Annotated in this window: 12 protein-coding genes and 1 riboswitch; of the genes, 8 read left to right on the forward strand and 4 right to left on the reverse strand. The window is 47.1% G+C overall.

The genetic code is table 11. The features are described from left to right. Positions 1-22 precede the first annotated feature (22 nt). Positions 23-856, forward strand: coding sequence for a hypothetical protein (locus C7R91_RS20545; protein WP_047069604.1), 834 nt, complete (start codon positions 23-25; stop codon positions 854-856). A 207-nt stretch (positions 857-1,063) separates the two neighbouring features. On the opposite strand, the gene C7R91_RS20550 is transcribed toward C7R91_RS20545, so the two are convergent. Both C7R91_RS20550 and C7R91_RS20555 read right to left on the reverse strand, forming a co-directional pair. Further along, entirely contained in the window at positions 1,064-1,930 is an 867-nt protein-coding gene (locus C7R91_RS20550) for an RNA polymerase sigma-70 factor (protein WP_047069603.1), read from the reverse strand. Positions 1,931-1,973: 43 nt separating this feature from the next. Then, the gene (locus C7R91_RS20555) at positions 1,974-3,146 is read right to left on the reverse strand and encodes an NAD(P)/FAD-dependent oxidoreductase (RefSeq protein WP_047069602.1); all 1,173 of its coding nucleotides are present in this window, start codon (positions 3,144-3,146) and stop codon (positions 1,974-1,976) included. Positions 3,147-3,289: 143 nt separating this feature from the next. Here C7R91_RS20555 and C7R91_RS20560 point away from each other — a divergent pair, with 143 nt between their 5' ends. The 3 genes from C7R91_RS20560 to C7R91_RS20570 all read left to right on the forward strand — a co-directional run bounded on the left by C7R91_RS20560 (position 3,290) and on the right by C7R91_RS20570 (position 6,192). After that, positions 3,290-4,030 carry a GNAT family N-acetyltransferase gene (locus C7R91_RS20560; RefSeq protein WP_047069601.1) on the forward strand — a complete coding sequence of 247 codons (741 nt, stop codon included), beginning with the start codon at positions 3,290-3,292 and terminating at the stop codon, positions 4,028-4,030. A 204-nt stretch (positions 4,031-4,234) separates the two neighbouring features. After that, complete coding sequence (locus C7R91_RS20565) at positions 4,235-4,792, forward strand: sigma-70 family RNA polymerase sigma factor (protein WP_052773386.1); 558 nt, start codon at positions 4,235-4,237, stop codon at positions 4,790-4,792. Next, positions 4,789-6,192, forward strand: coding sequence for a hypothetical protein (locus C7R91_RS20570; RefSeq protein ID WP_047069600.1), 1,404 nt, complete (start codon positions 4,789-4,791; stop codon positions 6,190-6,192). Before C7R91_RS20565 ends, C7R91_RS20570 begins: the two co-directional genes overlap by 4 nt. A 59-nt stretch (positions 6,193-6,251) precedes the next feature. Here the strand turns inward: C7R91_RS20570 and C7R91_RS20575 are convergent, their stop codons facing one another. Further along, positions 6,252-7,127 (reverse strand): dimethylarginine dimethylaminohydrolase family protein, encoded by an 876-nt coding sequence (locus C7R91_RS20575; protein WP_047069599.1) that lies wholly within the window; start codon positions 7,125-7,127, stop codon positions 6,252-6,254. A gap of 189 nt (positions 7,128-7,316) precedes the next feature. Here C7R91_RS20575 and C7R91_RS20580 point away from each other — a divergent pair, with 189 nt between their 5' ends. The 4 genes from C7R91_RS20580 (at position 7,317) to C7R91_RS20595 (ending at position 11,950) form a co-directional block, all read left to right on the forward strand. Further along, on the forward strand, positions 7,317-8,060 hold the full coding sequence (locus C7R91_RS20580; RefSeq protein WP_047069598.1) for an IclR family transcriptional regulator: 744 nt from the start codon (positions 7,317-7,319) through the stop codon (positions 8,058-8,060). Between the two features lie 100 nt (positions 8,061-8,160). Further along, entirely contained in the window at positions 8,161-9,690 is a 1,530-nt protein-coding gene (locus tag C7R91_RS20585; protein WP_047069597.1) for a hypothetical protein, read from the forward strand. Between the two features lie 21 nt (positions 9,691-9,711). After that, positions 9,712-10,257 carry an RNA polymerase sigma factor gene (locus tag C7R91_RS20590; RefSeq protein WP_047069596.1) on the forward strand — a complete coding sequence of 182 codons (546 nt, stop codon included), beginning with the start codon at positions 9,712-9,714 and terminating at the stop codon, positions 10,255-10,257. Next, entirely contained in the window at positions 10,241-11,950 is a 1,710-nt protein-coding gene (locus tag C7R91_RS20595; RefSeq protein ID WP_047069595.1) for a hypothetical protein, read from the forward strand. The genes C7R91_RS20590 and C7R91_RS20595 overlap by 17 nt, the downstream gene beginning before the upstream one ends. A 157-nt stretch (positions 11,951-12,107) precedes the next feature. On the opposite strand, the gene C7R91_RS20600 is transcribed toward C7R91_RS20595, so the two are convergent. After that, complete coding sequence (locus C7R91_RS20600; RefSeq protein WP_047069594.1) at positions 12,108-13,361, reverse strand: sensor histidine kinase; 1,254 nt, start codon at positions 13,359-13,361, stop codon at positions 12,108-12,110. Positions 13,362-13,563: 202 nt separating this feature from the next. Next, positions 13,564-13,683, forward strand: a riboswitch (SAM riboswitch). The last annotated feature ends 107 nt before the right edge of the window (positions 13,684-13,790 follow it).

A 13,790-nucleotide genomic window follows, 5' to 3' on the forward strand; every position in this document is an offset into this window, starting at 1 on the left:
AAAAGAGGGGACAGTGGGACATATGGAACACAAAAAATTAATCGGCGAATTCAAGAAAGAGATAAATAAAATAAAAAAAGAAACGATTAGTGAAGAACATATTAGTGAATGGTACAACTTAATAAAAGAAAGTATTCAAAATGATCTTAAAGACGGATACAAAGATACTATAGCTAGAAATCTATCTCTTGGAATAGGTGTACATGCCGGGGAATACCCAAAATATTTAATTTTAAATGGTGATAGAGAAGGATGGAAATATATCACTCGGTTTCTTTTGTGGGAAGAACATATTTTACAGAAACTTTTTGATTATAAAGAAGTTGCTCCTAGAACGATAGGATGTATTATAGGCTTATCGCTGCTGTGGGAAATGACTGATTTATCAAAACTCTCCAGAGAATATTTCCAATTATTATTTGAAAGTAATAAAGATAAATACGCTCAAAAAGAAACCCATCATTTGTTTATGGCACTATTACACGATCTATACAATACTGAAAAAATAAATCAGGAACTGTATGCAGTATTACCGGAGCAAAATGTGTATAGAAAACTTCTTGACAATTGGTATACCACAGATAAAGAACTATTGGGAAATTTGCTTTTTGAAATTTGCGATTATCATATACATAGTTCGTTAGATCTAAAAAATAAATTTTCAGAAATCCTAACAATGAATTATATACCTTATGATATTCGGCTTATCGAAAAAATTAGACAAGACCAAGGATTAACAACCATTCAAATAGAACATCCTTTGCTAGAAACCGAACTCGCTAATATTCCTGAAGGTATATATGAATGGGATTTGTCAAAAGATGAAGTATATCAGTATTTATTAAGAAGAGAATAAGGCTTGCTAATATCTTTGAAATGATATTCAGCTAACGGGGTCAATAGTTCAATAAAAACAGCGGTGAGTTTAAGACTGTATTAGGTCTTAAGTCGCCGCTGTTTCATGTATTAGGCTTAGTCTAAAAATTAATTTTCAACGAACACCTAAACGAGGGTTTTGTTTGTGAGATTCTTGTGTGAATTCTTTTGCTACGCTTCGAGCCGACTACGGCTCTATGAATCTTAATTTATCAGGATTTCTGACAAAATAGAGGTTACGAATAACTCCGTGTTCGATATGCAAAAACACAACGGTGTCAATTCTGCCGTCCTGTCTGATCACAAACCCGGTCTGATCGTTTACAGGTGCGAGCTCTACAGAAAAATCTGATCGCTTCGAGAAGCTGCGCATCAAGCCGAGCAAGAAGGAAGCCACGCGTTCGCCAGATAAGATCGGATGCAGGGCTGCGGTGACCTTGCCGCCGCCGTCGGAGAGCAAAACCGCATCTGTGGCAAGCAGAGTGAGCAATTTCTCGACATTTCCGTGCTCCAGCGCAGCCAGAAAACGGTTGATCCATTCCTCGCCGAGCTCTTTGTCTGGGGTGAGATGAGGTTCCGCTGAGTCAATCCCCATTTTCTTTTTAGCTCGACTAACGATTTTGCGGCAATTCGCTTCAGTTTTTCCAACCAGCTCGGCAATCTCGTCATATTGGAAGTCAAAGGCTTCTCGTAGGACGAACACCGCTCTTTCTGAGGGAGACAGCCGCTCCAACAGGACGAGCATGGCGTAGGAGAGCAAGTCTTTGGTAATGACAGAATCATAGCTGTCTGCACTAGGGGTAGAGATGGGCTCTGGCAGCCATGGACCAGTATACAGCTCCCGTTTTTTGCGGGCCGATTTTAACAAATCGAGGCAGCGGTTTGTGGTCATTTTACACAGGTAGGCCTTCGGTTCGGCCATCTGTTCCAGCGAGACATCATGGGCCTTCACGAATACGTCTTGCACGATATCCTCCGCATCCGTGGCCGAGCCGAGCATCTGATAGGCGAGGCGGAACATGAGCCCCTTATATTGTTTGTACAGAGCTTCCATGGCTGTGTCACTTCCTCTAGTCTTCTTACGTCCTTATTTTTTCCTATTTTATCATGCTGGCAATATTCCAGGTGAACTGGCGAAGCTTCCACCCTAATTTCCCTGTCATAATGATATCGAGTCCCCATTTTCTCGTCCAAACCATTCCGCGTTCGGGGCCGAGTCCGATGCAGTAAAAGTCCATGTAGCTTTTGTGTGCGGGGGCAGGGGTGCCGTCCAAATCGGCTAGCACAATTTTGCCCAAACGTATCGCCTGTCCAGAGGCTTCCTTGCAGGTCATCGTGTCCGCTTGCCCGCTTGCTGGATCTACGATGCGTGCACAATCGCCAATACTGTACACCCCCGGTGTACCCGCTACACGATAGGATTCATCGACGACCACCTGTCCGTGTGTGGTCAGTGGCAGGCCCATGCTGCGCAATGCGGGATTGGGCAGGAGTCCGAGCGACCAGACGCACAGCCCGACAGCAAGTGTGCGACCACTGGCTAGCGTCAGCATTCCGTCCCACTCATGAAGGGCCTTTTGACCATGCAGAATGGTTACGCCGCCATCCGTGAGTGCACTCTCCAGCTTGCGCCCCATTTTGGCAGAACCTTCTATAAACAAACGATTTTGTGCGTTGATGAGATAGACCCGGACTTCTTCAGGATGAATGCCGAGGTTCTTCGCTTCCGCTCGCATGGCAAAAGCCAGCTCCGCAGCGGTCTCGATCCCGCTGATGCCCGCTCCCGCAACGGCGATCGTCAACAATCGCTCTCGTTCGGATGGCTGCTTTTCATGGACAGCTTGGCGCATGTTGGCAAGCCACTTATCGCGAACAGCCTCAGCCGCCTCGACGCCCGTCAAAGCGATGCCGCCTTGCTCTGGTTCCGGTTGGCGAATGACGCTTCCTACTGCCAGGATGAGAATGTCGTAGGGCAACGGTTGTTCTTGGCCGTTTTTGTTCCGGAATAAGAGGGTTTTCTCCTTCCCTTTGATCGACGTGACTGTACCTTGTACGAATTCAACGTCCTCTGGAAACAGATTCTTTAGCGGAATCGAGATGTCTGTTTTGGCAGCTGCCGGTTTGAACAACAGGACTTTGCGCAGGTGATAAGGCTCTTTATCGATTAAAATGAAGCGGATCGGATGTCCTTTGCACGTCTCGCGAACGGCTTTTAGTGCGTGGATACCTGCGTACCCGCCTCCGACAATCACACATGTTTGTTCTTTCATGCCAATCAGCTCCTCGTTTGGTTTGCCCCTATAACGAGAGAGGGAGCGATAGTGTGACACACCGCAAGAGGAAAATGTCGAAGAAAATCGAATAGGGAATAAGTGGAGAGATAGACATCTGTGTTCGTAGGAGGATTCCAAGCATGTCATACAACATCTACACTTTCGCACAAAGATCAGATCTAAACGATCAGGCTGATGAACTAATCGAAGCAAGCTGGTCTGCCTTCATGCTGAATGATGAAGTTGCTAACGAATATTACGGTCATCTGTATGACTGGTTCCCTTCTTATCAGTTCATGCTGACGGACGAGACCGACAAGGTGATGGCTGTAGGAAATGCGATTCCATTTTATTGGGATGGCACTGCGGAAGGGTTGCCAAAAGGCTGGGATGATGTCTTTCTGCAAGGGATTGAAGACTACCGCCAAGAAAAACAGCCAAACGCGTTATCGGCACTCTCCATCTCCATCGATCCCCAATATCGTGGACTTGGTCTGAGCAAGCAGCTGGTTACGGCGATGAAGGGTATCGCCAAGGAAAATGGCTTGGTGCACTTGGTGGCACCTGTACGTCCATCGCTCAAGCACAAGTACCCGCTCACGCCAATGGACAAGTATGTTCAGTGGAAAACGACCGATGACGCTCCGTTTGATCCGTGGGTGCGCACGCATTGGAAGCTGGGAGCGAAAATCATGCAGGTGGCGCCGGAATCCATGCTGATCAGAGGAAGTCTGACGGATTGGGAAGGCTGGACAGGCATGAAATTTCCCGAGTCTGGATCGTACATTGTTCCAGACGCATTAGTTCCGGTGCAGGTTGACGTGGAAAAGGACGAAGTGGTATATATCGAGCCGAATATTTGGATGCAGCATGTCTTATAAAGCAATCAGGAATACGTTCTCCTGCTGACCCTCGCATCCGAGCGGCATCGTTTTCATCAGTGGAACTGAAGCATTGCACGAAGAACAAACAGCGAAGTAGCCGTTGTGGAAGCCACAGCGGTTTCTTTTTGCTTTTTCTGTCACCTTTTTGCCGTGAGACGGATCATACCTAATAGCAAGCAATCAACGGATGAGGTGAACGGGTTGAACGAAGCAGAAATAATGCCAGCGAGTCTGGAGGTTACACGGGAAGCCAGACTGAAATGGCTAATGCAGCAATACGGGGAGAAGATTTTTCATCTGGTAAGCCTCACGGTAAAAAATCATGCCTTGGCGGACGATATTACCCAAAACGTGTTTATCCAAGCATATCGACATCTTGATCAGTTCCGCGGGGACGGAGAGATCAAGCATTGGCTCTACAAGATCGCGATAAATGAGAGCAAAAAGCATTTTCGGTCTTGGTCGTTCCGCAACATTTTTCCGACGATGGATGATCATTTGGGTAACCTGATGGATCGGCAGGCAAACAATCAGGTAGAGGAAGAGATATTGAACCGGGTGAAGAGGGAAGAGATCGTCACATACATTCAATCGCTTGCACCGAAATACAGGCAGGTTATCCTCTTGCACTATTACGAAGACCTGTCGATTGCGGAAGTAGCGGACATTCTCTCGGTTTCGCAGGAGGTCGTCCGTACGCGTTTGCATCGAGCCAGAAAGCAATTGAAGGAGACCATGTCTAAGGAGGTAAAAGGATGAGCGACGATCGCATGTGGAGGGAATGGAGTCAATCAGCAAAGCAATCCGTTCGTGAGAAATATCCGTTTCATTTGGAAAAATTCGAGCAGGAAGTACTCACAAAAATTCAGCGTGAGAAGCGTCGACGTCGCTGGCAAGTAACTTCTTGGGCAGCCGGAGTGGCAGTTGCTGCTACCCTTTTCTTCCAGATTGCTCAGCCCTTTGATGGAAGCTTGTGGGGACTGACTGGTGCAGAGCGAGGCCAGGAAGTATTTGAATGGATCACGGCAGATGAAGGTTTCACGCATGCTTTGAAGAACGGTTATCCGATTCTGCCAGAGGTGAAATTGGAGAAGGATGGTTTTGTTTATCAGATCAGGGATGCCATGGTGGATCACAGACGGATTACGTTTACGCTGTTAATCTCCGGTGAAAAAATAGAGGAGATTGCACGGATTCCGGATGAATCGAAAAGAAGCGATATGATCTATGGGGGTCTTCGTGTAGAGTTGGGGAAGCTGTCAGAAAGAGGTCATGCTCAGGAAGATTTTCAATTAATCGATGGTGTGCATTATCTTATCATCACATCGAATTACCGAATTGATGAGAAAAAAATGCGAGAGTTCATGAATCAGACCAAGCCCGTTCTGCCTGTGCAAATTGTAGATATGCGCAAGAAAGAAGCTCATGAAGTGGTAGCCGAGCTGTTGCTGCCCCTGCCAAGGTCCGTCACTGTAGCAGAAAAAGTAATCGAACCGGACGCAGAAGTAGAGGCTGTGCTAGAAACAGACAGCCTGTTGACGAGGCTTAAAGTAAACCAGATAGTAGCTTCTCCGACTGTGATGGAAGCGGAGCTAGAAGCTGCTTTGCAGGATGGATTCGAGCTGTATCGCTTGGAAAATGTGAAGCTGGTAGATGGGAAGGGAAAGGAATATCCGGTAATAGATGACCGAATCAATAAGAATCTGGAACGGGTTCGAGGTGGCGATGCTACCAGGGTTCAAGGCACCGACAAGTATACCATGCAGTTTTTTCCATCTCTCTTCTTTGAAGAAGTACCGGAAAAACTCGAGCTTCAATTCGACGAGGTATCTGCGAATAAGTCCATTAGAGAAAACATCGTGCTGGATCTGAATGCCAACTATCCGCAAAGTATCCCGTTTGGCAAAAAGAAAAAGCTGAACATCGAAAAGGTGTATTACGACAAAGGCAAGCTGTTCATTGTCATTCCGAACAAGGGACCGGAAGCGATTAACTTGCGCGTAGAAGGCCAGTCCTACAAGGATTTTATTGTGGCACAGGATCAGGAGACTGTTTCGATTGTCTTCGAGGTACCCAAACAGGAAACGTACAAGGTAGAGATGAGCGGACTGGAGTTTGAAAGATTCCTTTTGGATGGCGTGATTCCTATTACCAAATAACGGTGCTGAAATAACGAAAAGACCACGGAATGTGGTCTTTTCTGTGCTTTTTCGACTTGTTACACTCTCTCCACCGGGCTTGTCAGGCAAGTAGGGCCACCTGTTCCCTTGTAAGAAATCTCCTCTCCCTCATACTCGTACACAGTCGCACCTGCGTCGAGGAGGCGTTGCTTGGTAATCGGGTTGCCTGCCACGACCATGCACACACGCGGCGCGAGGGCGAGAACATTGCTGCCGAGATTCTCGTACTCATGATCCGGTACCTCGATTAACTGAATGCCTCTGTCGATAAGTAGTTGACGGAAAAATACAGGCATCAGCTTGGAGTAGACGACTGCCAAATCATGATCGACCATGCTGATAATCGACATCAGATGCAGACATTCCGCAGGACCGCGATCATACGGGAGCTGTACCACGATGATTTTATCCGTGAAATCCTTGACCATTTCCGTAATTTGAGCGATAGCGGCTTTGTTCGTGCGGAAGCCAAGGCCGATCGCGAGCGTTTTGTCATCCAGCCAGACGAGATCGCCGCCATCTGACAAGGCATCTCCTGTGAGCTGTCCCAGGATCGGAATATTGTTTTCTTCTAAAAAGGCTTTGTATACTTCGGCTTCTCCCTGACGGAGCTCCTTGCCAGATTTGAGGATGATTGCCCCTTTAGAAGTAAATTTCACCGGGTCATGGGCGTAAATAGAATCCAGTCCGGTTTTATCGGATTGTGGCAAGTGCAGGACGTTTTCTACATGCTCGCGCAAGATCGATTCGAATTTGGCGTATTCATGCAGAGCGCGGTTCCAGTCAGGGCGGTCTGTATAGTTGAAGGTCTTCCACGATTGATCGAGATGTTCTTGACTGATAAATGCTTGATGGGGATGCTTGATGATGACGGTTTTCATCTTTTTGACCATGGATTGGCTGCCTTGGAACATAGTTGCCTCCCTTTTTCCACATTGCAGAATATTATTCATATTTCGAAATGTTCATCATTAGTTTACACATTCTGTTTTCTGACTGTCAATCTGTGATTACTCACTGGAGTTTTTTTGCGATTCACAAAATTAAAGCAAATGGTTTAACATAGTTTCATATGAGAAGATAGATAAAAAGGGGGGATGACCGTGATTCAATCGTTTGATCGAGCGATGGCGATTGCAACGGCACTTTCGTCGGATGAACATAGAAAATGGTGGACGATCAATGATTTAGCGAAGGAATGCCAGCTCCCGGTCAGCACCATTTACCGGCTGTTGTACACGTTGATGAAGCATGGACTGGTAGAGCAGGATGCTGCGACCAAGCAATATACGTTGGGGATTAAATGGATGGAGTTCGGCTTGCGGGTGCTCGATCGGATCGATTATCGGAAGGTGATCAAGCCGATGATCGAGGAGCTCGCCAGAGAAGTGAACGAAAGTGTTTATTTCAGTCAGCCTAGCGGACTCGAATCAATTGTCGTTGAACGTGTAGACAGTCAGCACAATATCCGCATCTACGACCAGTTGGGCTTGCGGATTCCAATGCATATCGGTGCGGCCAATAAAGTCGTGCTGGCCCACATGCCTCTGGAAGAAGCGAGACAAACGGTAGTTCAGCTCGTGGCTGAAGAGCAGGTGTCTGCTTTTATGGAGAAGCTCCAGGAGATCAGAGCTGCTGGTCATGCGGTCAGCTTTGCGGAGCGGACGGAAAACACGGCCTCTGTCGCAGCGCCGGTGATAGACTACAATCAAAAGGTAATCGGGGCGTTAAGCATTGGAATTGTCACGTATGATTTGAAGGAGGAGCGACTCCAGTATTTGATTGAACGGGTAAAGGATGTCGCTTCCAAAACCTCGCAACGGCTAGGCGGCCTGTCAAAGGCTTGACTGGCCTTTTTTTATTTTGATTTCCTTGTAACATTTCCCTTTTGCTTTCGACTATTGGGCTATGAACGTAAAAAAAGAGGAAGCCAGGAGGAAATTCAAAATGAAACCATACGCAACCAAAAAGCTGATGATCACAGTAGGAGCTGCTGCTTTGCTCTTCTCAAGCCCATTGTGGGTTGCGCAACCACAAGTAACTGTACAAGCCGCGGCAGTCAAATCGACACAGCCCCAATTGAGCAAATTAGCCCAAAAAACCGTAGACAGGCTGAACAAACACTACCCGGAATTAAAAAATGCGGAAAAAACCATTTCGCGTAACAATCAGGAGCGAGATGTTTTCCACATCCAATTCCGCATCTTCAGCAACAAGGAGCGGACGGAAGTATCCCTGTATGCGGATGCCAAAATCGATGCAAACAACGGTATGCTGTTATTCTTCTCTGCACACGACATTCCCAAAAAGAAACCGACTGCAAGTCCTACGGAAGCGATGGGAAAAGAAAAAGCGCCGAGTATTCTGAAGGATTTCATCGGTGACGCCATCAAGCAATACCAAATAGACGAGGTAACAGTTGATGGTGAGGGTGCAGAGGCCGTGGCAAATGTGCGTTTCGTTCGGGTTGTGAATCAGATTCCGGTAAAAGACGATCTTTACGTAGTAGGGATCAATGGAGTAGGCGAGCTAGACTATATAAACGCAGGAAACACAACAGGATTGCAGATGGACGCAAGTAAATTCGCCGCTCCGTCAGGGGTTAAGAATCCAGACGAATTCGGCAAACAATTAGAAGACATGCTTCACCTTAGCTATGAGCAAAAAGCAAGAGACATAAGCGCTGGCTTCCGCCCAGTCTACAGCCTGAATTTTTCCGGATATCTGGATGCACGATCAGGAGCCGAGGTAGAGTCCGGATGGACCAAGAAAAATAAGTACGGGAAACCAATCCCGATAACGCCTGGCAACCAGCGGGTCTTCGCCAAAACAAATGAGGAGATAGCCACCTCACTCTCCACTTTTATTCCATTGCCTAAAGGAATTGAGTTTAAAATAACCAAAGGTTCGCCAGTTCTCGAAGGGGAAAAGGAGTATGATGCCGTGGTTGGCAACAAAAAGTTCTCAGTGAGGACAGTGAATGATCAGATTGCGTACTTCCATGTACTTGAAAACCCACCAAAGCAGAAAGTGATTACAGAGGCAGCTGCCGAGGAAAAAGCAGTGGCGTTTCTGCAACCATTTGTAGACGCAGAGGTAACGGAGCTGGTACCACAAATGGAGCTGGTACCACAAATGATTAACAGAGAAGCAGGCAAGCAAACGTTTCTATTTTCCCCTGTACACCAAGGGATTATGGTTGAGGGACAGGGCTATTCAGTAAAAGTTGACATGCATACGGGAGACATTGTATCCGCCAGTTTACCAGTAACTACTGGTAAATTATTCTATGATGATGCCTCAAATGTCGTAGGGCCCGAGCAAGCCGTACAAGCATTGTTGAAAGCTAATCCGCTTACACTGCGCTACGTGTTTCCTTCCCTTAACGGACGGTACCAGGGAACACCTGTCCTTGTTTATGAGCCGAAAGAAAGAAACGGAAAGGTTGACGCGGTTACAGGTCAATCTATCAAGTAGGGAGCAGGGAGAGGAAATCCAGTGCAGGACACAGTCGATTACGAAGCGCGGATTAAAGCGATCTATCGCGAGCATTACCGTGATGTCTATCAATACCTCTACTACTTTACGGGGAAGCGTGAGCATGCGGAGGATTTGACACAGGAAGTGTTTATCCGGGTCTTGGACGCTTTGGCCAGATATGAAGAACGTTCCAGTGTGAAGACATGGATTTTGCATATTGCCAAGCATGTCGCCATCGATGATTACCGGAAGAGGCGGGTGCAAACGCTTTTTGGCATGGATTTGTTAAAAGGGCTGCCTTCTCTTCTGGGAAGGCCGGAAGCGGAGCTGGCTTCCAAGGAAGAACAGCTGGAAATTGAGCAGGCGATGCAGAAAATGAAGCCGCATCATCGGAATGTACTGATTTTGCGTGGCATCAAGGCCTACAGTATTCGGGAAACGGCAGAAATCCTCGGGACAAGCGAAGCCAAGGTCCGCGTAGATTTTCATCGGGCAACAAAAGAACTCAAAAAAGTTTTGCATGTCGATTGGATAGGAGGGTTGGCCAATGAATACTCCAAATGACGAGCAATTCTTCGCGGCTCTTCCTCGGTCAAAGGATGCGGAGCCAAGGAGCGAATTCGTAGAAGCGCTGGAAGCAAAGCTGGTGCAACGGGCGCGCACCAAAACGAATCGTCCGAAAAGAATCGTCCTCAAGCTGGCGACATGGACAGTTTCCGCTGCAACAGTGGCAGCAGCAGTATGGATGATGGGGGTAACCCCGGAGATATTCAAGCAATCTCGGTTTGAATCACAAGCGTATCTGGTACCCCGCTCCTTCTCATCGACAGAAATAAAAGAAAGCGAGCTAAGCCAGGCGGCGATTAGGACGTTGGAAAAGCTGTACGAGAAATATCCTCCTTTTCGGGAAGCGGAAAAGAGGGTCTACGTAGCCAAAGCTCCTCGCGAGGTGTACAACATAGATTTTCGCACGTTCAGCAACAAAGATCGAACAGAAGTGTCGCTATATGCCAGAGCGAAATTGGACGCCAAAAGCGGACTCTTGCTCGGGTTCGACCTGGAAAAGATTCCAGGGCAAGAGAAAGTCGAAGGAGCGCCTTCCAAGGAGAGAATAGAGCGACAGGCGAAGGCATTTATGGAACCGTTTCTGGGCAAAAATCTGGAACAGTATCGGATCGAACGAGTAGATGGGCAAGAGGGAGCAGATACCGTTTCGCATGAAGCTGTGCGATTGCAACGCTACGTGAATGACGTGCAGGTAGAAGGAGACAATTATGTGATCGGCATGAGCGATGCCGGGCATATTCGCTACATCAATTCAGGGGATTCAACGGGAATGAACCTGGACATTGGGCGGTTTCCTCCAATAGCTGAGCTGCCTTCACCGAAGAAAGCGGAGAGCGGACTTGCGGAAGTCATGCAACTGACGTATCAGAGAGTCGGGAAGAAGGATGTGGACTACGTTCTTCGTTATAGGGAAAACTTCTTCGGGTATCTTGACGCTCGTACTGGCAAGGAAGTGAAAACGACCTTGTGGCGCGGGGAGTCGTTTCGCGACAGTATTGCCGTCAAGCCCGGAGGCAAGAAGACAATGGTTACATCGGAAAAAGAGGCTGCGGCCGCCATGGAGTTCTTCGGTCAGAAGGTGGAGGGCTTCACATTTACCGGGAGTAATGTGCCCGATTATATGATGGGAGACAACGAACGGGAATACCAGGCCAAAAAAAGCGAGCGATTCATGCAGTTGACTACTGTCAACAATCGGGCAGCAGCGTTCAAGATATCTTATCCGGAGCTGCGAGAAGGTGATCCGACACTTGCCGTCGCAGAATTGCAGGAGCGAGCGATCTTGTTTTTGGAGCCGTATTTGGATTCACGGGTGAAGACTGTTCGGATGCAGGAGCAAATTTATGTGATGGGCAGACAGGTTGAATTGAACTTTGTCCGAGAAGTAAACGGCGTAATGGTGCCGGATCAGTTTTACAAGATCACGCTTGACGGGCAGACAGGAGAAATTATCGGGGCCACTTTGACATTCCCTCATGAGCAGGAGACCTTCCCGGATGCGTCCAAGGTGATTTCAGCGGAAGCGGCGGCGCGGGTTTATCTCCAACATAAATCGTTTAGTCCCCGTTATGTATTCCCGCTTGAAAACAATAGGATTCAAGAGAAACCGGTCTTGGTCTATTCGGCAGAGATATTGAAAAGCAACGGGGATGTAGATGCCATTACAGGAGAATGGCTGCCATACGAATAAAGAGAGACACCAGGGGGAGACTCCTGGTGTTTCGTTTTGCATAACGCCTTCCCAGAAATGCATAGTAAAACTTGAGGGCAAGGGTAACCCACCGTCATTTGCATCATTAGCGATCGAATGGAAAAAGGCACAGTCCCTCTGCAAAACCTGCATGCAGCTACTGTGCCTTATACGGGAGCATAATGGTGAACTTGGTTCCTACTCGTGGTTTGCTTGATACATTGACCGTTCCGCCAATCGCATGGATGACATGATAGGAATACGTCAATCCAAGACCGGTCCCAGTTGTTTTCGTAGAAAAGTAAATCGTTCCGAGACGGCTGATCTGTCCTGCATCCATGCCGACACCGTTATCCTTGATGACTAACAGGGCTTTGTTTCGCTCGATGAGCAAGTCCAGAGAGACTTTTCCGTCCGAAATATCTGAACACGCCTCGATGGCATTTTTGATGAAATTCACAAGTACTTGCTTGAACTCGTCTGGATTGGCCTTGATCGTCACAGGTCTCTCAAAGTCTTGCAGTGTAAGCTCCACGTTATGCATATTCGCAAAGGGGAGCATCACTTCGCGGATAGCATGCAGATGCTCGCTCACATTGATAATCTCATGCCGTTCCTTGAGCGGCTTGGAAATCGCAAGGTACTCGGTCAAAATGGCTTCTGTCCGTTGAATTTCATCGAGACTGATGCGAATGTATTGATCGACTTTTACCAAATTTTCCGGGCATTCCTGTATTAATTTCAAGAAGCCTTTGACTGCCGTCAGCGGATTGCGAACCTCATGTGCGAGCGATGCAGCAACATGGCTCATCGTCTGGATTTTTTCGTTTTGCGCGTGGCGGATAAACAGCTCCTTATCCGAAACGCATTTGCTGAAAAGCGACATTAATAACCAGAGGCCGAAAAAGTTTTGAATAGGAATCGCTATGGTGTAGTAAACGAGGTGTTGAGTTACATAGGTGGGAAAAAAGTAATAAGTAGTCCCTAAAGCAACCGTAGAAAAAATCGCACTCGTCATAAAAAGATACAGTGTTTTCCGATAACTGGCTTTGTAGTGTCGATACAAAAAGAGTGATATGACAAAATTGACAGTAAGGATCAGCATGGCGACCCATGTCCCTTCTCCACCTAGGTAGTACCGATAAACCAAGGCTTCAATCAGAAGGAGCATGGCAACCTCGATTCCGCCATAAACTAGTCCGAAAAGAATGATGACATGTCGGATATCAAAAAACATGCCATTCATGACACTCGGGGCGAAGGTCATCGCGAGAAACATGCAGGCTGAGCTGGTAATGGCAATAAAGGAACGGCTGTAGTTCCTCATTTTGTCACGGTAATAAATATTGAAAAACACAAACGGGATAATGGCAAAAAACCATTGAAGAATGACTTCTTTTAATAGACTCATGTAGCATCCCCATCGCAAATATTTGCTAGGCTTGTATCAATCTACGATAATTCGACAAGACACAACAAAATCCCTCTTGATGCTACAGAAGAAACTGGAATATTTATCAAGAAAATTCTTTCGGTAAACCCAGTTGACAGATAGGTAATTGCCAGATTATATTCTGTATATACTTACACAAACGTTTTGAAAATAAAAACTACTCTTATCAAGAGAAGGCTGAGGGAATGGCCCTATGAAGCCCGGCAACCTAGCACGAGAGAATGTGTTCTTTCGAGCCAAGGTGCTAACTCCAACAGGTAGATTACCTGACAGATAAGAGGCGAGAATCTTGTCGATTTTTGTCCTCTTTCTCTGTGAAAGAGGATTTTTTGCGTAGGTGTCGTGGGGGAAGAAGCGCATTTCCAGTCTACGCTTCGGCCTCCGCCC

Origin of the sequence: Brevibacillus formosus (assembly GCF_003013405.1) — a bacterium.
Taxonomy (GTDB): Bacteria; Bacillota; Bacilli; order Brevibacillales; family Brevibacillaceae; genus Brevibacillus; species Brevibacillus formosus.

What these genes read in the sequence shown, in the direction of transcription:
- C7R91_RS20555 (WP_047069602.1), bottom strand. Translation starts at nt 3,146, where the DNA reads ATGAAAGAACAAACATGTGTGATTGTCGGAGGCGGGTACGCAGGTATC.
- C7R91_RS20545 (WP_047069604.1), top strand. Translation starts at nt 23, where the DNA reads ATGGAACACAAAAAATTAATCGGCGAATTCAAGAAAGAGATAAATAAA.
- C7R91_RS20575 (WP_047069599.1), bottom strand. Translation starts at nt 7,127, where the DNA reads ATGTTCCAAGGCAGCCAATCCATGGTCAAAAAGATGAAAACCGTCATC.
- C7R91_RS20585 (WP_047069597.1), top strand. Translation starts at nt 8,161, where the DNA reads ATGAAACCATACGCAACCAAAAAGCTGATGATCACAGTAGGAGCTGCT.
- C7R91_RS20550 (WP_047069603.1), bottom strand. Translation starts at nt 1,930, where the DNA reads ATGGAAGCTCTGTACAAACAATATAAGGGGCTCATGTTCCGCCTCGCC.
- C7R91_RS20595 (WP_047069595.1), top strand. Translation starts at nt 10,241, where the DNA reads ATGAATACTCCAAATGACGAGCAATTCTTCGCGGCTCTTCCTCGGTCA.
- C7R91_RS20570 (WP_047069600.1), top strand. Translation starts at nt 4,789, where the DNA reads ATGAGCGACGATCGCATGTGGAGGGAATGGAGTCAATCAGCAAAGCAA.
- C7R91_RS20560 (WP_047069601.1), top strand. Translation starts at nt 3,290, where the DNA reads ATGTCATACAACATCTACACTTTCGCACAAAGATCAGATCTAAACGAT.
- C7R91_RS20600 (WP_047069594.1), bottom strand. Translation starts at nt 13,361, where the DNA reads ATGAGTCTATTAAAAGAAGTCATTCTTCAATGGTTTTTTGCCATTATC.